We start from the raw sequence: 18,846 nt of genomic DNA on the forward strand, positions 1-18,846 counted from the left end.
CCGCTGTGAGCACCTCCACCACCCGCGTGGTCGTGCACCCGGACGCGACGGCGGTGGCCGAGGCTACGGCGGCGCGGCTCCTGGTCACGCTCGTCGACACGCTGTCGGTGCGGGACGTGGCGCATGTGGTCGTCACGGGCGGCACGGTGGGCATCGCGACGCTGGCCGCCGTGGCACGCTCCCCTCTGGCCGCGACCATCGACTGGACCAGCGTCCACGTGTGGTGGGGCGACGAGCGGTTCGTGGCGGCCGGCGACCCCGACCGCAACGAGGGCCAGGCGCAGCAGGCCTTGCTGGGCTCGCTCCCGCTTCCCGAGGAGAACATCCACCGCATGGGAGCCGCGGGCTCGTTCGCGACCGCCGAGGAGGCCGCCGCGGACTACGTCGCTCAGATCACCGCGGCGGGCACTCCCGCGTGGGACGTGCTGATGCTCGGGATGGGACCCGACGGTCACGTGGCCTCGCTGTTTCCCGGCCACGCGGGCTATGCGGCGCGCGGAGCGGAGTCGATCGCGGTACACGACTCGCCCAAGCCGCCGCCGACGCGCGTGAGCCTCACCCTCGAGTCGATTCGCCGCGCGCGTCGCGTGTGGGTCGTGGCAGCGGGTGCAGGAAAGGCCGACGTCGTCGCACGATCGCTGCACGGCGACCTCGAGCTGCCCGCCGCGGCGGTGCGTGGCACGCAGGAGACGCTGTGGCTGATCGACGCGGAGGCCGCCGCGCGCGTGTGAGGCCGGCCCCGGCGGCTCGCCCGCCTCCGCCGACCTGCGCTCCCAGCCACACCTCCCCTAGAGACGCCGACAGGGCCGCCTCCCCCAAGGGAAGCGGCCCTGTCGTGGTCGTGTGCGACTACTCCGCGGGAGCGAGGTCGCCGCGGCGCACGCGCAGCGAGGTGAGAGCCTCGTCGAGAAGCGCGGCGCCCTCGGCGTCCGTGCGACGCTCCTTCACGTATGCGAGGTGCGTCTTGTACGGCTCGTTCCGGATGGGCTCGGGAGGATTCTCCGAGTCCAGTCCCGCGGGGAGCCCGCAGCGCGGGCAATCCCACTCGACCGGAACCTCTTGATCGTCGCCCGTCGCAAAGCTGGGCGAGGTCACGTGACCCCGCGCGCAGTAGTACGAGACAACCTGACGCGGGGCGGATTCGCCCCGCTCGTCTTCACCCATAGGGCCCGCGCCGACGCGCGAGCCGCGGATGGCGTTGCCACCTGCCATTGGCTACGACCTCCGTTGGTTAGATCGAGAAACGGGACACGAGCCCGAGCAGCACCACGGCCGCCGCCCACACGATCGCGACGCCCCACGTGATGCGCGTGAGGTTGCGCTCGCCGACGGCGGACGACTGAATGCCGGAGGCGATGCCGCCGCCGAACATGTCGGTGATGCCGCCGCCGCGGCCACGGTGCACGAGCACCAGGCCGATGATGAGCAGCGAGGTCACGACAAGCATGACCCACAGGATGGTCTCGAGGATGTCCACGGTTCTCCCAGAAAGATGGATTGCGCTCTAAGGATACGCGACGCGCGCGACCGGACCGGCCGTGACACGGCCGGTCCGGTCAGCGGTTTACAGGCCGACCTGGTGGGCCTTGAAGCGCGCGATCTTCGAGAACTCCTCGGGGTCGAGCGAGGCGCCGCCCACGAGTCCGCCGTCGACGTCGGGCTCGGCCATGAGCTGAGCGATCGACGAGGACTTCACGGAACCGCCGTAGAGGACGCGCACGCCCGCGGCGAGTTCGGCGTCGTACAGCTCTGCGAGGCGCGCACGAATCGCACCGCAGACCTCCTGCGCGTCCGCGGGGGTCGCAACCTCGCCGGTGCCGATGGCCCACACGGGCTCATAGGCGATGACGACGTCCTTGGCGTGCTCGGCCGCGAGGCCCTCGAGCGCACCGTCGACCTGCGCGAGCGTGTACTCGACGTGGGTGCCGGCCTTGCGGATGTCCAGGCCCTCGCCGACGCACACGATCGGCACGATGCCGTTCGCGAAGGCCGCCTTGGTCTTGGCGGCAACCGTCGCGTCGGACTCGCCGTGGTACTGACGACGCTCCGAGTGGCCCACGGCCACGTACGAGACGCCCAGCTTCGACAGCTGCGTGCCCGACACCTCACCGGTGTACGCGCCCGAGGTGTGCTCGGAGATGTCCTGCGCGCCGTACTTGAGCTCGAGCTGGTCGGCGTCCACGAGCGTCTGCACCGAGCGCAGCGACGTGAAGGACGGGAGCACCGCGACCTCGACCTCGGAGAAGTCGTGCTTCGCGTCGCGCAGCAGCCACGCGAGCTTCTGCACCGTGTGCGTCGCCTCGAGGTGGTCGAGGTTGAGCTTCCAGTTGCCCGCGATCAGGGGGGTACGTGCCATGGGTATCAGTCCTCCAGTACGGCGAGGCCCGGCAGGACCTTGCCCTCAAGCAGCTCGAGCGACGCGCCGCCGCCCGTCGAGATGTGGCCGAAGCCGGCCTCGTCGAAGCCGAGCAGTCGCACCGCGGCGGCGGAGTCGCCGCCACCCACGACCGAGAAGCCGTCGGAGTCGATCATCGCCTGCGCGACGGCCTTGGTGCCGTTCGCGAAGGCCTCGAACTCGAACACGCCCATGGGGCCGTTCCACACGATGGTCTTCGCGTCGGAGAGCTTCGAGGCGAACAGCGCGGCCGAGTCGGGGCCGATGTCGAGGCCCAGGCGGTCCGCGGGGATCGCGTCGGCGGCCACCACGACGGCGTCGGCGTCGGCGGCGAAGGCCGTCGCGGCGACGATGTCGGTCGGCAGGACGATCTCCACGCCGTTCTCCTCCGCCGTGGCGAGGTAGCCCTTGACGGTCTCGATCTGGTCCTCTTCGAGCAGCGACTTGCCCACGCCGTAGCCCTTCGCGGCCAGGAACGTGAACACCATGCCGCCGCCGATGAGCAGGCGGTCGGCCTTGGTCAGCAGGTTCGCGATGACGCCCAGCTTGTCGGAGACCTTCGAGCCTCCGAGCACCACGGCGTACGGGCGTGCGGGGTCGGTCACGGCCTTGCTGAGCGACACGACCTCCTTCTCGACGAGCGTGCCGGCCGCGGCGGGCAGCACCTTCGCGATGTCGTACACGGAGGCCTGCTTGCGGTGCACGACACCGAAACCGTCGGACACGAAGGCGTCCGCGAACGCGGCGAGCTCGGCGGCGAGCGCCTCGCGGTCCTCGTCGACCTTCGAGGTCTCGCGCGCGTCGAAGCGCACGTTCTCGAGCATCGCGACCTGGCCGGGCTCGAGCGCCGCGACCACGGCCTTGGCGGACTCGCCCACGAGGTCCTCGGCGAGCGTCACGGGACGCTCGAGGAGCTCGGAGAGGCGCGCGGCGGCGGGGGCGAGCGAGTACTTGGCCTCGGGCTCGCCCTTGGGGCGGCCGAGGTGAGCCGTGACGATGACGGCGGCGCCGGCGTCGAGCAGCTTCTGGATCGTGGGAACCGAGGCGCGCACGCGGCCGTCGTCCGTGATGGTGGTGCCGTCGAGCGGGACGTTGAGGTCCGAGCGGACGAGCACCTTCTTGCCGGCGAGGTCGCCGAGCGAGTCGATGGTCTTCATGGGTTGTCCTGTCCTAAGGGGTGAAGGTGGGGCGGGGTGACGCGACGACGGCCGCACACGCGTGAGCGTGCACGGCCGTCGCAGCGATCACGGCGCGAATGCTTAGAGGCGCTCGCCGACGTAGGTGGTGAGCTTGACCAGCGAGGTCGAGTAGCCCCACTCATTGTCGTACCAGGCCACGATCTTGACCATGTTGCCCGACACCTTGGTGAGCTTGGCGTCGAAGATCGACTGGTGCGGGTTCGAGATGATGTCCGCGGACACGATGGGGTCCTCGGTGTACTCGAGCGTGCCGGCCATGGCGCCCTCGGCCGCAGCCTTGACGGCGGCGTTGACCTCGTCCACGGTCACCTCACGCGAGGCCTCGAAGGTGAGGTCGGTCGCCGAGCCGGTGATGGTGGGGACGCGCATCGCGAAGCCGTCGAGCTTGCCCTTGAGCTCGGGGAGCACGAGGGCGACAGCCTTCGCGGCACCGGTCGAGGTGGGGACGATGTTCTGCGCGGCGGCGCGGGCGCGGCGGAGGTCCTTGTGGGGACCGTCCTGGAGGTTCTGGTCGCCGGTGTAGGCGTGGATCGTGGTCATGAGACCACGCTCGATGCCGATCGCGTCGTTGAGGGCCTTGGCGACGGGCGCGAGGCAGTTGGTGGTGCAGGACGCGTTCGAGATGATCGTGTGCGCCGCCGGGTCGTAGTCGGTGTGGTTCACACCCACGACGAAGGTGGCGTCCTCGTTGCTCGCGGGAGCCGAGATGATGACCTTCTTGGCGCCGGCCTCGATGTGGGCCTTGGCCTTGGTCGCGTCCGTGAAGAAGCCGGTCGACTCGATCACGATGTCGGCACCGAGCTCGCCCCAGGGGAGGTTCGCGGGGTCACGCTCGGCGAGCGCGCGGATCGCCTTGCCGTCGACGTAGATGTTCTCCTCGTCGAAGGTGACCTCCTTGGGGAAGCGACCGAGCACCGTGTCGTACTTGAGCAGGTGCGCCAGGGTCGCGTTGTCCGTGAGGTCGTTGACGCCGACGATCTCGATGTCCGCGCCCTGCGCCTCGATGGCGCGGAAGAAGTTACGTCCGATGCGGCCGAAGCCGTTGATGCCGACCTTGATGGTCACAGTGTTTCTCCTCCTGTGCGTCGCCGAAGCGACACCTTTATGGATGATGGGCTGCGCACTCCGACGTGCGCCGGACGCCGCTGCAGAGCGGGCCACTGCTTCAGAGCCTACTACTTCGAGGCCTCCGTGCGAGCCGGACAGAGGTCCCGGATCACGGCCGCGAGAGGGTCAGTCGTCGTCGAGGAGTTCCTGGTTGATACCAGCCTCGGTATCGGGAATCCCGAGTTCCTCGGCGCGCTTGTCTGCGGTCGCGAGCAGGCGACGAATCCGCCCGGCCACGGCGTCCTTGGTGAGCACGGGCTCGGCCATCTTGCCCAGCTCCTCGAGCGAGGCGTCGCGGTGCGCAAGCCTCAGTTCGCCCGCCTCCCGCAGGTGGTCGGGGACGTCGTCGCCCAGGATCTCGAAGGCGCGCGCCACGCGGGCACCCGCGGCCACCGCGGCTCGCGCGCTGCGGCGCAGGTTGGCGTCGTCGAAGTTCGCGAGCCGGTTGGCCGTGCCGCGCACCTCGCGGCGCGTGCGCTTCTCCTCCCACGCGAGCACGGAGTCGTGGGCTCCCAGGCGCGTGAGCAGATTGGCGATCGAGTCGCCGTCGCGGATGACCACGCGATCGACGCCGCGCACCTCACGGGACTTCGCGGACACGCCCAGGCGCCTCGCGGCGCCCACAAGCGCGAGGGCCGCCTCGGGTCCCGGCGAGGTGACCTCGAGGGCCGACGACCGGCCGGGCTCGGTGAGCGAACCGTGCGCGAGGAAGGCGCCACGCCAGGCGGCGACGGTGTCCTCGATCGCGCCGCCCACCACGTGGGGAGGGAGCCCGCGCACGGGACGGCCGCGGTGATCGAGCAGCCCCGTCTGACGAGCGAGAGACTCGCCCTCCTTGACGACGCGCACCACGTAGCGGTTGCCCTTCTTCAGGGCCCCACCCGACACGACGATGATCTCCGAGGCGAGGCCGTAGGTCTCCTGGATGAACAGGCGCAGGCGGCGCGCCGCCGCGGCGGTGTCGAGCTCGGCCTCGATCACGATCCTGCCGGACACGATGTGCAGTCCCCCCGCGAAGCGGAGGGTTGCCGCGATCTCCGCCTTGCGTGCGGAGACCTTCTCGAGCGGGACGCGAGCGAGCTCGTCCTTTACCTGTGCCGTCAGAGCCATGGCGACAATCCTGCCACCAGTCAGCGCGCGAGGGCGCCGCCGCCCGCGACCCATGTCACCAGGTCGCGATACTGCTCGCGCAGCACGAGCGGATCGTGACGGTCCACGGTTCCCTCCGCGCGCATCGGCGCCGCGACAAAGCGCGCGCCCCACTGCTCCACCCGGCTCCTCAGCGCGGGCTCGTCGTGGCTCGAGTCGGCCAACACCACGGCGGGTGCGAAGCCGGGAGCGGCCGCGCGCAGCGCCTCGATGTCGTCGACGCGATCCGTGCCGGCCGTCTCCTCGTCCTCGTGCGCGATGTTGAGCGTGAGGATCGTCCGCGGCCCCGCGGCGGTCAGCGCCGCCGCAACCCTCGGCACCAGGAAGTGAGTGAGCACCGAGGTATACCAGCTGCCGGGGCCGAGGATGATGGCGTCGGCATCGGCGATCGCCTCGAGGGTCGCCGCAGGCACGGCCGGATCCGCCGGCTCGATCGCGAGCGACCGCATTCGACCCTCGGCGGTCGCGACGGCAACCTGACCCACGACCTTCTCCACACGGCCATCGCGGGCGACCTGGGCACTCACCGTGATGGGCTCGGTCGAGACGGGCAGCACGCGCCCTTCACAGCGCAACAGACGGGCGACCCAATCGAGGCCCTCGACGATTCCCCCGCTGCGGTCCCACAGGCCGGCGATGAGCAGGTTGCCGACCGCGTGCCCGTCGAGGGGTCCGTCCGTCGCGAAGCGCCACTGCAGCACATCGCGCCACGTGCGACCCCAGTCGGTGTCCTCGCACAGCGCGGACAGCGCCATGCGCAGGTCGCCGGGCGGCGGGACGTTCATCTCGGCCCGGATCCGTCCGGAGGATCCGCCGTCGTCGGCGACCGTCACCACGGCGGTGAGACCCTCGCACGTGCCGCGCAGCGCGGACAGCGTCGCGTAGAGGCCGTGGCCGCCGCCCAAGGCGACCACCTGCGGCCCTGTCATCGGGGCGACCTGTCCCGATGCGAGACGCGCACCTGGAAGCCGCGCTCGGCGAGGACTCGCCCCAGTTCCTCCGCGATCGCGACCGACCGGTGCTTGCCGCCGGTACATCCGACGCCAATCGTCACCGAGTGCTTGTCGTGCGCGCGATAGCGATCGAGGGCGCCCGCGATGACCGCGGCGTAGCCTTCGACAAACTCCGCGGCGCCGTCCGAGCCCAGCACGTAGTCGCGCACCGGCTCGTCGAGACCGGTGAGCGGGCGCAGCTCAGGCACCCAGTGAGGGTTCTGCAGGAAGCGGACGTCCGCGACGAAGTCGGCATCGTGGGGCGGACCGTTCTTGAATCCGAAGGACTGCACGTTGACCTGCAGCGGCAGCTCCGGCCCGCCGGCCAGGTTCGTCATCGCATCGCGGAGCTGGTGGACGTTGAGGTGGCTCGTGTCAAGGACCTCCGCCGCTCGCTCGCGCACCGCGGCCAGCGCCGCCCGCTCGCGTGCGATGCCCTCGAGCAGCGTGCCCTCTCCCTGAAGGGGATGCGGTCGCCTGGCCTCCTCGAAGCGGTGGACGAGAGCCGGATCGGAGGCGTCGAGGAACATCAGCCGCACGGGCACCCCGCGCGACTCGAGATCGTCGAGAACCGCCTCGACGTCCTGGAAGAAGCCGCCGCCACGCACGTCGACCACCGCGGCAAGCCTGCGGTATCCCCCGCTGCCCACCATCGCGACGAATCCACCCAGCAGCTGCGGCGGCAGGTTGTCGACCACGTACCAGCCCAGATCAGCCAGCACGGCGGCCGCGCGCGTCCGCCCCGCCCCCGACATGCCGGTGAGGACCATGACCTCGGCGTCGATTCCCGACATGTCGACGGTCGGCAGCGGAATCCCGGAGGGGAACGTGACAGGGGGGACCTCGTCCATCATGCGTCCAGCATGCCACCGTCGCCGTGCAGCGCCTGGTAGACGGCGCGGGCGGTGCCCGATCCCACGCCGGGAACCAAGGCGATCTGCTCGATCGACGCCTCCTTGAGGCGAGCGAGGGAGCCGAAGTGCGTCACGAGCGCCTTGGCGCGGCCGGGACCCACCCCCGGGACCTCGTCAAGACTCGACACCTTCATCGCCTTGGTGCGCTTGGCGCGGTGGTGCTTGATCGCGAAGCGGTGGGCCTCGTCACGCACGCGCTGCAGCAGGTACAACGCCTCCGACCCGCGCGGCAGGATCACGGGGAACGGGTCCCCGGGCACCCACACCTCCTCGAGGCGCTTCGCGAGGCCCACGACCGCGATGTCCGGCACGCCCACCTCGTCGAGCACCGCGCGCGCGGCGTTCACCTGCGGCAGGCCGCCGTCCACCACCACGAGTTGCGGCGGGTACGCGAAGCGCGCCGTCTCGCGTTCCTCGGGAGGCAACTTCGACTCCTCGAGGTAGCGCCGGAACCGCCGCGTCAGAACCTCGCGCATCGCCTGAGTGTCGTCCACCGCGTCCGCGATCGAGAACTGGCGGTACTCCGGCTTGCGTGGGATCGCGTCCTCGAACACCACCATCGACCCCACCTGGTGGGTGCCCTGGGTGTGCGAGATGTCGTAGCACTCGATCCGCAGCGGCGCCTCGGTCAGCCCCAGCGACTCCTGCAGTTCCTGCAGCGCGGCGGAGCGGGTCGTGAGGTCGGAGGCGCGCTTGAGACGATGCTGCGCGAGCACCTGACGCGCGTTGCCCAGGCCCGTGGCAGCGAGCTCGGCCTTCTTCCCCCTGGCCGGCACGCGCATCGTCACCCGCGACCCGCGCACGCCGCTGAGCCACGCGACCAGGCTGGGCGCGTCCTCGGGGAGGTGAGGCACCAGCACCTCCGCCGGGATCTCCTCGGGCTCCGCGGCGCCGTATGCCTCCTCGAGGAGGCGCATCACCAGTCCGGGTCCGTCGAGCGGCTCGGGCTTGTCGACCACCCAGCCGCGCTCCCCCGAGATGCGTCCGTCGCGCACGTGGAAGACGTGGGCCGCGGCCTCGAGCTCGTCGTCCTCGAGCGAGAAGATGTCGGCATCCACGCCCGCCGCGAGCACGATCGCGTTGCGCGCCATCACGGAGTCCAGCGCGCGCAGCCTGTCCCGCGCACGCGCCGCGGACTCGAAGTCCTCGCGCTCGGCCGCCGCGTGCATCGTCCCCGTGAGATCCCTCACGAGCGACTTCGCGTCGCCCGCGAGCACCTGACACACGCGCTCCGCGAGCTCGCGGTGGTCCTCGGGCGAGATGCGCCCCACGCACGGGGCCGAACACTTGTCGATGTACCCCAGCAGGCACGGCCTGCCCTGGCGCTCGGCCTTGCGGAACACGCCAGGCGCGCACGTGCGCACCGGCAGAGCGGTGAGCAGCGTGTCCACGGTCTCGCGGATCGCCCACGCCCTCGCGTATGGCCCGAAGTAGCGCACGCCCTTCTTGCGCTCTCCGCGCATGACCTGGATGCGAGGGAACTCCTCGTTCATGGTGACCGCGAGGTAGGGGTACGACTTGTCGTCGCGGAACACCACGTTGAAGCGCGGGTCGTACTGCTTGATCCACGTGTGCTCGAGGATGAGCGCCTCGACCTCGTTGCGCACGACGGTCCATTCGACGGACGATGCCGTGGTCACCATCGCGCGCGTGCGCGGGTGGAGCTGGGTGAGGTCCTGGAAGTAGTTGGCGAGCCGCGCACGGAGGTTCTTGGCCTTGCCGACGTAGACGACGCGCCCGTGGGGGTCCCTGAACCGATAGACGCCGGGCTTGACCGGGATGGTTCCCGGTGCGGGGCGGTACTCGGCGGGGTCGGTCACGGCGCCAGCCTAGGCCCGGGCAGGCACGCCCAGGATCTCGGCGAGGAACGCACCCGTGTGGGAGCCCTCCGCGCGCGCGACCTCCTCGGGCGAGCCCTCCGCGATGACGATTCCGCCGCCGGAGCCGCCCTCGGGTCCCATGTCGATCACCCAGTCGGACGACTTGATGACGTCGAGGTTGTGCTCGATCACGATCACGGTGTTGCCCTTGTCGACCAGCCCCTGCAGCACGCCCAGCAGCTTGCGGACATCCTCGAAGTGAAGGCCCGTCGTGGGCTCGTCGAGGACGTACACGGTGCGGCCGGTGGACCGGCGCTGGAGCTCCGAGGCGAGCTTCACGCGCTGCGCCTCGCCGCCGGACAGCGTGGGCGCGGGCTGGCCGAGCCGCACGTAGCCCAGGCCCACCTCGACCAGGGTCGTGAGGTGGCGCGAGATCGACGGGATCGCCTCGAAGAAGTGCGCGGCCTCCTCGATCGGCATGTTGAGGACGTCCGCCACGTTCTTGCCCTTGAAGTGCACCTCGAGGGTCTCGCGGTTGTACCGCGCCCCCTTGCACACCTCGCACGGCACGTACACGTCGGGAAGGAAGTTCATCTCGATCTTGAGCGTGCCGTCACCCGCGCACGCCTCGCATCGTCCGCCCTTGACGTTGAAGGAGAAGCGGCCCGGGCCGTAGCCGCGCACCTTCGCCTCTTGCGTGTCGGCGAAGAGCTTGCGCATCTTGTCCCACACGCCCGTGTAGGTGGCCGGGTTGGAGCGCGGCGTGCGCCCGATGGGTCCCTGGTCGACGTGGACGATCTTGTCGAGCTGGTCCACGCCCGTGATGCGCGTGTGCCGTCCCGCGACCTGACGTGCTCCGTTGAGCGTGTTCGCGAGGCTCGTGTAGAGGATCGAGTTCACCAGCGTCGACTTGCCGGAGCCCGACACCCCGGTGACGGCCGTGAGGACGCCGAGCGGGAAGGACACGTCGATGTCGCGCAGGTTGTGCTCGCGCGCGCCCACCACCGTGTCCGATCGACCCGGGTCGATCGGTCGGCGCTCGGACGGCAGCTCGATGGTGCGGCGCCCCGACACGTACGCGCCGGTCATCGACCGCTCGTTGGTCAGCAGGTCCTCGTAGGTGCCCGAGTGGACGACCTCGCCCCCGTGCTCTCCCGCGCCGGGGCCGATGTCCACCACCCAGTCCGCGGTGCGGATCGTGTCCTCGTCGTGCTCGACCACGATCAGGGTATTGCCCAGGTCGCGCAGGCGCGTGAGGGTGTCGATGAGACGGCGGTTGTCGCGCTGGTGGAGGCCGATGCTCGGCTCATCGAGCACGTACAGCACTCCCACCAGGCCCGAGCCGATCTGGGTGGCGAGCCTGATGCGCTGCGCCTCGCCTCCCGACAGCGTGCCCGCCGCGCGCGCGAGCGTCAGGTAGTCGAGGCCCACGTCGAGCAGGAAGCCCAGTCGCGCATCGATCTCCTTGAGCACCTGGACGGCGATCTGGCGGCCGCGTTCGTCGAGGTCGGCCGCGGTGAGGAATCCGCGTGCCTCCGCGATCGACAGTTCGCACACCTCCGCGATGGATTTGCCGCCGATCGTCACGGCGAGCACCTCGGGCTTGAGGCGCGCACCGCGGCACACCGGACACGGCACCTCGCGCATGTAGGACTCGTAGCGCTCGCGCGACCACTCGGACTCGGTCTGGCCGTGGAGGCGCTCGATCCACGTGATGACGCCTTCGAAGCCGGTCGTGTACTGCCGCTCGCGTCCGTATCGGTTCTTGAACTTCACGTGGACCTGGTAGTCCTTGCCCGTGAGGATCGCCGCCTGCACCTCCGCGGGCAGCTCCTTCCACGGCGTGTCCATCGAGAAGCCCAGGTCGGCGGCGAGCGCGGTGAGCGTGCGCGTGAAGTAGTCGGAGCTGGTCGCGGCCCACGGCGCCACGGCACCCTCGTTGAGCGACATCTCGCGGTCCGGGATCACCAGGTCGGGATCCACCTCGAGGCGGATGCCGATGCCCGTGCACTCGGGGCACGCGCCGTACGGGGCGTTGAAGGAGAAGGTACGCGGCTCCATCTCCTCGAGCGTGAGGACGTGGTCGTTGGGGCACGCGCGCTTCTCGCTGTACCGGCGTGGCTCCATGTCGCCGTCGACCGGGTCGATGATCACCAGACCGTCCGCGATCCGCAGGGCCGTCTCGACCGAGTCGGTGAGCCGCTGACGCACGCCGTCGCGCGCTACCAGGCGGTCCACGACGACCTCGATGTCGTGCTTGAGCTTCTTCTCGAGCGTGGGCGGCTCGGTGAGCTGGATGGTCTCGCCGTCGACCCGCGCACGCGCGAAGCCCTGCTGCTGAAGGTCCTGGAAGAGATCCTGATACTCACCCTTGCGACCGCGCACCACGGGGGCGAGCACCTGATAGCGCGTGCCCTCGGGTAGCGCGAGCACCGAGTCCACAATCTGCTGCGGCGTCTGCGCCTGGATCTGCTCGCCACACACCGGGCAGTGCGGGGTCCCGACGCGCGCGTAGAGCAGGCGCAGGTAGTCGTAGACCTCGGTGATCGTGCCCACGGTCGAACGCGGGTTGCGGTTGGTGGACTTCTGATCGATGCTCACCGCCGGGCTGAGCCCCTCGATGAAGTCGACGTCGGGCTTGTCCATCTGCCCCAAGAACTGGCGCGCGTAGGCGCTTAGCGACTCGACGTAGCGGCGCTGGCCCTCCGCGAAGATGGTGTCGAACGCCAGGGAGGACTTGCCCGAGCCGGACAGGCCGCTGAACACGATGAGTGCATCGCGCGGGAGGTCGAGGTCGACCCCCTTGAGGTTGTGCTCACGGGCACCACGGACGAGGAGACGGTCGTTCACCCGGCCATGCTACGCGGAAACCCGTTCGAACACACGTTCGATGCGCGCGTGTCGTGGGGACGATGCTTGGGTTGCGCGCCCGCGTGCCGCTGGGTTGCGAGTGTGGAGACTCACGAACCACCCGTCGCCGCGCTTCACGCCATCGAGGCCGTGCGGGCAAGGATGGCGGCGCGGGTGCGTGTCCCTCGCACTGGTCGGGCGAGATGCCTGGGCGTGGGCGAACGCCGCGATCGGCGTCATCGTCGCCGTCGCGACGTTCGCGATCTTCACCGTGTGGAACGCTCGGCTCGCGCGACCGGTCCAGTCTCGAGCCACCGACATCCCTCAGCTCGACGCCACCCTCGCCGATCCGCTCGGACTCCGGATCATGGCCACTCTCGCGTCGTACGAGGGCCACATCGACACGGCCGTGCTTGAGGAGGCTCTCGAGACGCCCGCGAGCGAGGTCGGACCCGCGCTCGCTCCCCTTATCGCCGCCGGCTACGCCGAGTACACCCGGTCAGACGTTCCCTGGGGGCGTGAGCGCATCTGGCTCCGCGCGACGCCCGACGGCCGCGCCGCCTTCGACGGCCACGTCGCCGCGCTGCGCGCTTCCGCCTCGTGACGCGCGCGAGGGGCGACGGGCATCGTCCCGCAGTCCCTGGATGCGGCAGGATGGCGGCATGAGCCTCTTTGCGATCCACTACACGTATGACGACCGCGCCGCCGAGCGGGACGCCGCTCGCCCCGAGCACCGCGCGTACCTCCTCGACCTCGCCGCACAGGGCAAGGCACCGGTCTTCGGCCGCTACGAGGACGAGGGCACGCCGGGCGCGCTGATCGTGTTCGAGGCCGCCCCGCTCGAGGAGGCGCAGGCGATGGTCGCTGCGGATCCCTACGTGCGTGCCGGCCTGGTGCCCGAGCACTCGGTCAGGGCGTGGCCGGCCTCGGGTCCCTGGACGGCCTGAGCACCCCTCTCAACCGCGGTCGTGGTCGGCCCGTACCTGCTCGGCGTGGTCGTGCTCGGCGAGGCGTGCCGTGCGGTGGTCCCTGCCGCCCCGCGTCGCGATCATGCTCGCGGCGGCGGCCACGCCGATCACACCCAGAATCACGGCGAGCGACACTCCTGAGGAGGGCAGTCACACCTCGACCGGTTCCCCACCGTTGAGGAACGGCAGCGAGTTCTGGTGGAGCGCCTCGAGCACGAGCTTCACGCCGATGAATCCCAGCACCACGGCGAGGCCGTAGGAGAGGTACACGAGGCGCGCGAGCAACCCATCCACGAGGAAGAAGAGTTGACGCAGGCCCAGGAGCGCGAAGGCGTTCGCGGTGAACACGATGTAGGGATCCTGGGTGAGCCCGAAGATCGCGGGGATCGAGTCGAGTGCGAAGAGCACGTCCGTGCCGCCGATCGCGAGGATCACCAGCACCATGGGCGTGATCATGCGGCGTCCCGCCTCGCGCACCACGAACCGGCCGTCGCGGTAGCCGTCCGTGACGGGCATGAGCCTCTTCACGCCCCGCACGAGGGCGTTCTCCTTGTACTCGACGTCACCCTCCTCGGCGCCACCCTCGCGCGCCACCGCAACCGCGGTGTACAGGAGGAACGCGCCGAACAGGTAGAACGTCCAGCTGAACGTCGACAGGGCTGCCGCACCCGCCGCGATGAACACGCCACGCAGCACCAGCGCGATCGCGATGCCGATCAGCAGCACTCGCTGCCGCTGCGCGGGCGGCACCGCGAAGCGGGACAGGATCACGAGGAAGACGAAGAGGTTGTCGACGGACAGCGATTTCTCGGTGATGAAGCCCGCGAGGAACTCCGTCCCCTGGCCGGGCGAGTTCCACAGCCACATCGATGCGCCGAACGCTAGCGCCAACACGATGTAGAACACGGACCACAACGCCGACTCACGAAAGGTGGGCACGTGAGGCTTCGCCACCACGACCACGAAGTCGAAGATGAAGAGGCCGAGGATGCCGATGAGCGTGAGGGTCCAGACGAGCGGTGATTCCACCGAGCCATCCTAGGTCGCACGCGAGCGTCGGAGGTGCGCCGCACGTCCCGGCGCCACCGGCGGGGCAGCCGCCCGCGCGCCCGCGTGCCGTCAGCCCGCGTCGATCATCTGCCGCAGCTCCTTCTTGAGCTCGCCGATCTCGTCGCGCAGGCGCGCCGCGATCTCGAACTGCAGGTCGCCGGCCGCGACACGCATCTGGTCCGAGAGGTCCTCGATGAGCTGTGCGAGCTCGTCGGCGGGACGCTGCGCCATGAGCGAGCGCCCTCCGGGCCCCGCGCCTCCCGACGTGGCCCCCGCCTTTGCCCGCTCGAGGGTCTCGACGGTGTCCGCCTCCTCGCGCGCGAGCATCTCGGTGATGTCGCCGATGCGCTTGCGCAGCGGCTGGGGGTCGATCCCGTGCTCCTCGTTGTACGCGACCTGCATCTCGCGGCGCCTGTTGGTCTCGTCGATCGCCGACGCCATCGAGTCGGTGATCGAATCCGCGTACATGTGCACCTCGCCGGACACGTTGCGCGCCGCGCGGCCAATGGTCTGGATGAGCGAGGTCCCGGACCGCAGGAAGCCCTCCTTGTCCGCGTCGAGGATCGCGACGAGCGACACCTCGGGCAGGTCGAGACCCTCGCGCAGCAGGTTGATGCCCACGAGCACGTCGAAGCGCCCCATGCGCAGCTCGCGCAGCAGCTCGACGCGCCGCAGCGTGTCGACGTCCGAGTGCAGGTACTCGACCCTCACGCCGCGATCGCCCAGGTACTCGGTGAGATCCTCGGCCATCTTCTTGGTGAGCGTGGTGACAAGCACGCGCTCGTCACGCTCGACGCGCGAGCGAATCGCCTCGAGGAGATCGTCGATCTGGCCCTCGGTGGGCTTCACGACGATCTTGGGGTCCACGAGCCCCGTGGGACGGATGATCTGTTCCACCACGCCGTCCGCTCGCTCGAGCTCATACTTGCCCGGGGTCGCCGAGAGATAGACCGTCTGCCCCACGCGCTCCTGGAACTCCGTCCACTTGAGCGGCCTGTTGTCCATCGCGGACGGGAGCCGGAAGCCGTGTTCCACCAGGGTGCGTTTGCGCGAGGTGTCGCCCTCGAACATGGCCCCGATCTGTGGGACGGTCACGTGCGACTCGTCGAGGACCAGCAGGAAGTCGTCGGGGAAGTAGTCCAGCAGCGTGTGCGGCGGCGTGCCCGGCGCGCGCTGCTCGATGTGGCGCGAGTAGTTCTCGATGCCCGAGCACGTCCCCACCGAGCGCATCATCTCGAGGTCGAACGTGGTGCGCATCTTGAGGCGCTGGGCCTCAAGCAGCTTGTTCTGCTTCTCGAGTTCCTGCAGCCGCTCCCCGAGCTCGATCTCGATGGTCGTGATCGCGCGGTTCATGCGCTCCTCGCTCGCGACGTAGTGCGAGGCGGGGAAGATGTGGACCCGCTCGCGTCGCTCGACTACCTCTCCCGTGAGGGGGTGCAGCGTGTAGAGCGCCTCGACCTCATCGCCGAACATCTCGATGCGGATCGCGAGCTCCTCATACACGGGGATGATCTCCACCGTGTCGCCGCGCACGCGGAACGTTCCCCGCGTGAACGCGAGGTCGTTGCGCGAGTACTGCATCTGGACAAACTCGCGCAGCAGCGAGTCGCGGTCGACCACGTCACCCACCCCGAGCGTCACCATGCCCTCGATGTACTCCTCGGGGGTGCCCAGGCCGTAGATGCATGAGACGGACGAGACGACGATCACGTCGCGCCGCGTGAGCAGCGAGTTGGTCGCCGAGTACCGCAGCCGCTCGACCTCCTCATTGATCGAGGAGTCCTTCTCGATGAAGGTATCCGTCTGTGGCACATACGCCTCGGGCTGGTAGTAGTCGTAGTACGACACGAAGTACTCGACCGCGTTGTTCGGCATGAGGTCGCGGAACTCGTTCGCGAGCTGCGCCGCGAGCGTCTTGTTATGCGCCATGACCAGCGTGGGCCGCTGCAGGCGCTCGACGAGCCACGCGGTGGTCGCCGACTTTCCGGTTCCGGTCGCACCCAGCAGCACCACGTCTCGCTCCCCCGCCTCGATCCTGCGGGCGAGCTCGTCGATCGCCTTGGGCTGGTCGCCGGAGGGCTTGTAGTCGGAGATCACCTGGAAGGGCGCCTCGCTGCGGCGGAGATCGGGTCGGCTCATGCGACTACGGTACGCCGGGCCTCCGACAGGACGATGCCGCGGTCACCGAGGAACGTGCAGCGACCAGAAGGAGTCGATCTGGGCCTCGAGGTCGGCCACGCTGCCGGAGCCATCGAGCACCACGTCCGCCGCGGCCGCCCTCTCGCCATCCGACGCCTGCGCGCGAATCCGCGCCACGGCATCGTCCCTGCGCAAGCCGCGCGTGGTGACGAGCCTGTCGACGCGCACCTCCTCGGGGGCCGCAATGGTGACCACCAGGTCGAAGTCCGCACCCTGGCCCGTCTCGACGAGCAGCGGAATGTCATGGACGATCACGGCGACGCCGTCGCGGCGCGCCTGCTTGTCCGCGGCCGTGCCCATCGCGATCACGTAGGGGTGCACGATCCCGTTGAGGCGCTGGCGCGCGCCCTCGTCGCGGAAGACGATGTCGGCGAGTGCCGGGCGGTCCAGCGCCCCGTCGACGATCACCCTGTCGCCGAACGCGCCGGCGATGTCGGCCAGCGCCGCCGAGCCGGGCTCGACCGCGCGTCGCGCGAGGGCGTCGTGGTCCACGACGCGGGCACCCAACGCTCCAAGGCGCGCGGCAGCGGTCGACTTGCCCGAGGCGATTCCGCCCGTGAGACCGATGCGCAGCACGGGAAGCAGTGTCACACGCCGCGCGAGTGGGGACCAAACGCGGCGAAGGCCGCCGCGCTGCAGCCGTATGCGACGAAGGCCGCCGCCCCAGATCGGGGCGACGGCCTTCGGGTGAGTCGTGAGACTAGTTGCCGGTGAGCTTCTCGCGCAGCGCGGCCAGACGCTCGTCCGAGGCGAGCGTGCCGCCGTCGGTCGTCGACTCCTCCTGCGAGGAGTACGAGGTCGGGCCGTCGGCCTTGCGGCCACCCTTGGCGGCACGCGGCGCCGCGGGGGCGGCAACCTCGGCCTCGGCGGCGGCGGCGTCCTGCTTGAGGACGAACGCCTTGTGCGCCTCCCAGCGCTCGTGCGCCTTGGCGTACTCGGCCTCCCAGGCCTCGCGCTGCTCCTCGAAGCCCTCGCGCCACTCCTGGGTCTCCGGGTCGAAGCCCTCGGGGTACTTGTAGTTCCCCTGAGCGTCGTACTCGGCCGTCATGCCGTAGAGCGCGGGGTCGAAGTCCTCGCCCTGCGGGTCGACACCCTCGTTGGCCTGCTTGATGGACAGCGAGATGCGGCGACGCTCAAGGTCGATGTCGATGATCTTGACGAAGACGTCCTCATCGGCCGACACGACCTGCTCGGGCAGCTCGACGTGGCGAAGCGCCAGCTCGGAGATGTGCACCAGGCCCTCGATGCCCTCGAACACGCGCACGAACGCGCCGAACGGGACGAGCTTGGTGACCTTGCCCGGGACGATCTGGCCGATCGCGTGGGTGCGGGCGTAGACCGCCCACGGGTCCTCCTGCGTCGCCTTGAGCGACAGCGAAACGCGCTCGCGGTCCATCTCGACGGTGAGGACCTCGACCTCGACCTCCTGGCCGACCGAGACGACCTCGGAGGGGTGGTCGATGTGCTTCCAGGACAGCTCGGAGACGTGCACGAGGCCGTCCACGCCGCCCAGGTCCACGAACGCACCGAAGTTGACGATCGAGGAGACGACACCCTTGCGGACCTGTCCCGGCGCGAGCGCGGTGAGGAACGACGAGCGCACCTCGGACTGGGTCTGCTCGAGGAACGCACGACGCGACAGCACCACGTTGTTGCGGTTCTTGTCGAGCTCGATGATCTTCGCCTCGATGGCCTGGCCGATGTACGGGGCCAGGTCACGCACGCGACGCATCTCCACCAGCGAGGCGGGCAGGAAGCCGCGCAGGCCGATGTCGACGATCAGGCCGCCCTTGACGACCTCGATGACGGTGCCGGAGACGACTCCGTCCTCCTCCTTGACCTTCTCGATCGAGCCCCAGGCACGCTCGTACTGCGCGCGCTTCTTGGACAGGATCAGGCGCCCCTCCTTGTCCTCCTTGGTGAGGACCAGAGCCTCGATGGTGTCGCCGACGTTGACGACCTCATCCGGGTTGGCGTCGTGACGGATCGACAGCTCGCGCGAAGGAATCACGCCTTCGGTCTTGTAACCGATGTCGAGCAGGACCTCGTCGCGGTCGACCTTGACGATGGTGCCTTCAACAAGGTCGCCGTCGTCGAAGTTCTTGATGGTCGCGTCAACGGCCGCGAGGAAATCCTCAGCAGTTCCGATGTCGTTGACGGCGATGATGGAGGGGGTGGATACGGACATTAAGGAGGTGCTCCG

Annotated in this window: 18 protein-coding genes; 3 read left to right on the forward strand and 15 right to left on the reverse strand. The window is 69.6% G+C overall.

All coding sequences use genetic code 11. The features are described 5' to 3' along the window. Positions 1 to 5: 5 nt before the first annotated feature. Positions 6 to 731, forward strand: coding sequence for a 6-phosphogluconolactonase (gene pgl, locus ABEA62_RS08405; protein ID WP_286216105.1), 726 nt, complete (start codon positions 6 to 8; stop codon positions 729 to 731). A 118-nt stretch (positions 732 to 849) separates the two neighbouring features. Here the strand turns inward: pgl and ABEA62_RS08410 are convergent, their stop codons facing one another. From ABEA62_RS08410 to uvrA, 10 genes are all read right to left on the reverse strand, one after another. Next, positions 850 to 1,212 carry an RNA polymerase-binding protein RbpA gene (locus ABEA62_RS08410; RefSeq protein ID WP_286216106.1) on the reverse strand — a complete coding sequence of 121 codons (363 nt, stop codon included), beginning with the start codon at positions 1,210 to 1,212 and terminating at the stop codon, positions 850 to 852. Positions 1,213 to 1,231: 19 nt separating this feature from the next. Beyond that, positions 1,232 to 1,477, reverse strand: coding sequence for a preprotein translocase subunit SecG (gene secG, locus ABEA62_RS08415; RefSeq protein WP_286216107.1), 246 nt, complete (start codon positions 1,475 to 1,477; stop codon positions 1,232 to 1,234). A gap of 87 nt (positions 1,478 to 1,564) precedes the next feature. Further along, a complete protein-coding gene (tpiA, locus tag ABEA62_RS08420; RefSeq protein ID WP_345379604.1) occupies positions 1,565 to 2,356 on the reverse strand; it encodes a triose-phosphate isomerase in 792 nt (263 codons plus the stop codon). 5 nt (positions 2,357 to 2,361) lie between these two features. Next, a complete protein-coding gene (locus ABEA62_RS08425) occupies positions 2,362 to 3,552 on the reverse strand; it encodes a phosphoglycerate kinase (protein WP_286216108.1) in 1,191 nt (396 codons plus the stop codon). 102 nt (positions 3,553 to 3,654) lie between these two features. After that, positions 3,655 to 4,659 (reverse strand): type I glyceraldehyde-3-phosphate dehydrogenase, encoded by a 1,005-nt coding sequence (gap, locus tag ABEA62_RS08430; protein ID WP_286216110.1) that lies wholly within the window; start codon positions 4,657 to 4,659, stop codon positions 3,655 to 3,657. A 168-nt stretch (positions 4,660 to 4,827) separates the two neighbouring features. Beyond that, positions 4,828 to 5,811: a DNA-binding protein WhiA gene (gene whiA / locus ABEA62_RS08435; RefSeq protein ID WP_345379609.1), complete on the reverse strand. Its 984-nt coding sequence runs from the start codon at positions 5,809 to 5,811 to the stop codon at positions 4,828 to 4,830. Between the two features lie 20 nt (positions 5,812 to 5,831). Then, positions 5,832 to 6,779, reverse strand: a complete 948-nt coding sequence (locus tag ABEA62_RS08440) for a gluconeogenesis factor YvcK family protein (RefSeq protein ID WP_286216111.1) — start codon at positions 6,777 to 6,779, stop codon at positions 5,832 to 5,834. Then, on the reverse strand, positions 6,776 to 7,696 hold the full coding sequence (gene rapZ, locus ABEA62_RS08445) for an RNase adapter RapZ (RefSeq protein WP_345379611.1): 921 nt from the start codon (positions 7,694 to 7,696) through the stop codon (positions 6,776 to 6,778). The genes ABEA62_RS08440 and rapZ overlap by 4 nt, the downstream gene beginning before the upstream one ends. Further along, the gene (gene uvrC, locus ABEA62_RS08450; protein ID WP_345379613.1) at positions 7,693 to 9,576 is read right to left on the reverse strand and encodes an excinuclease ABC subunit UvrC; all 1,884 of its coding nucleotides are present in this window, start codon (positions 9,574 to 9,576) and stop codon (positions 7,693 to 7,695) included. The genes rapZ and uvrC overlap by 4 nt, the downstream gene beginning before the upstream one ends. A 9-nt stretch (positions 9,577 to 9,585) precedes the next feature. Continuing rightward, a complete protein-coding gene (gene uvrA / locus ABEA62_RS08455; protein WP_345379616.1) occupies positions 9,586 to 12,426 on the reverse strand; it encodes an excinuclease ABC subunit UvrA in 2,841 nt (946 codons plus the stop codon). 178 nt (positions 12,427 to 12,604) lie between these two features. Between uvrA and ABEA62_RS08460 the strand changes: the two genes are divergently transcribed. Then, a complete protein-coding gene (locus ABEA62_RS08460) occupies positions 12,605 to 13,030 on the forward strand; it encodes a transcriptional regulator (RefSeq protein WP_286216117.1) in 426 nt (141 codons plus the stop codon). A 58-nt stretch (positions 13,031 to 13,088) separates the two neighbouring features. Next, positions 13,089 to 13,373, forward strand: coding sequence for a YciI family protein (locus ABEA62_RS08465; RefSeq protein WP_286216118.1), 285 nt, complete (start codon positions 13,089 to 13,091; stop codon positions 13,371 to 13,373). A gap of 9 nt (positions 13,374 to 13,382) precedes the next feature. On the opposite strand, the gene ABEA62_RS08470 is transcribed toward ABEA62_RS08465, so the two are convergent. The 5 genes from ABEA62_RS08470 to rpsA all read right to left on the reverse strand — a co-directional run bounded on the left by ABEA62_RS08470 (position 13,383) and on the right by rpsA (position 18,831). Further along, entirely contained in the window at positions 13,383 to 13,517 is a 135-nt protein-coding gene (locus ABEA62_RS08470; protein ID WP_345379619.1) for a hypothetical protein, read from the reverse strand. A gap of 27 nt (positions 13,518 to 13,544) precedes the next feature. Beyond that, positions 13,545 to 14,423 carry a TerC/Alx family metal homeostasis membrane protein gene (locus tag ABEA62_RS08475; RefSeq protein ID WP_345379621.1) on the reverse strand — a complete coding sequence of 293 codons (879 nt, stop codon included), beginning with the start codon at positions 14,421 to 14,423 and terminating at the stop codon, positions 13,545 to 13,547. A 90-nt stretch (positions 14,424 to 14,513) separates the two neighbouring features. Continuing rightward, positions 14,514 to 16,583, reverse strand: coding sequence for an excinuclease ABC subunit UvrB (gene uvrB, locus ABEA62_RS08480; protein WP_286216120.1), 2,070 nt, complete (start codon positions 16,581 to 16,583; stop codon positions 14,514 to 14,516). Positions 16,584 to 16,625: 42 nt separating this feature from the next. Continuing rightward, positions 16,626 to 17,219, reverse strand: a complete 594-nt coding sequence (coaE, locus tag ABEA62_RS08485; protein ID WP_286216121.1) for a dephospho-CoA kinase — start codon at positions 17,217 to 17,219, stop codon at positions 16,626 to 16,628. Between the two features lie 124 nt (positions 17,220 to 17,343). Then, positions 17,344 to 18,831 (reverse strand): 30S ribosomal protein S1, encoded by a 1,488-nt coding sequence (gene rpsA / locus ABEA62_RS08490; RefSeq protein WP_286216122.1) that lies wholly within the window; start codon positions 18,829 to 18,831, stop codon positions 17,344 to 17,346. Between the last annotated feature and the right edge of the window lie 15 nt (positions 18,832 to 18,846).

It is taken from the genome of Demequina sediminis, from assembly GCF_039545075.1.
Taxonomy (GTDB): Bacteria; Actinomycetota; Actinomycetes; order Actinomycetales; family Demequinaceae; genus Demequina; species Demequina sediminis.

Bases quoted from the DNA above. Each gene is read 5' to 3' on its own strand.
- uvrB (WP_286216120.1), bottom strand. From the start codon at position 16,583: ATGAGCCGACCCGATCTCCGCCGCAGCGAGGCGCCCTTCCAGGTGATC.
- ABEA62_RS08425 (WP_286216108.1), bottom strand. From the start codon at position 3,552: ATGAAGACCATCGACTCGCTCGGCGACCTCGCCGGCAAGAAGGTGCTC.
- ABEA62_RS08440 (WP_286216111.1), bottom strand. From the start codon at position 6,779: ATGACAGGGCCGCAGGTGGTCGCCTTGGGCGGCGGCCACGGCCTCTAC.
- whiA (WP_345379609.1), bottom strand. From the start codon at position 5,811: ATGGCTCTGACGGCACAGGTAAAGGACGAGCTCGCTCGCGTCCCGCTC.
- rpsA (WP_286216122.1), bottom strand. From the start codon at position 18,831: ATGTCCGTATCCACCCCCTCCATCATCGCCGTCAACGACATCGGAACT.
- tpiA (WP_345379604.1), bottom strand. From the start codon at position 2,356: ATGGCACGTACCCCCCTGATCGCGGGCAACTGGAAGCTCAACCTCGAC.
- ABEA62_RS08410 (WP_286216106.1), bottom strand. From the start codon at position 1,212: ATGGCAGGTGGCAACGCCATCCGCGGCTCGCGCGTCGGCGCGGGCCCT.
- ABEA62_RS08465 (WP_286216118.1), top strand. From the start codon at position 13,089: ATGAGCCTCTTTGCGATCCACTACACGTATGACGACCGCGCCGCCGAG.
- rapZ (WP_345379611.1), bottom strand. From the start codon at position 7,696: ATGATGGACGAGGTCCCCCCTGTCACGTTCCCCTCCGGGATTCCGCTG.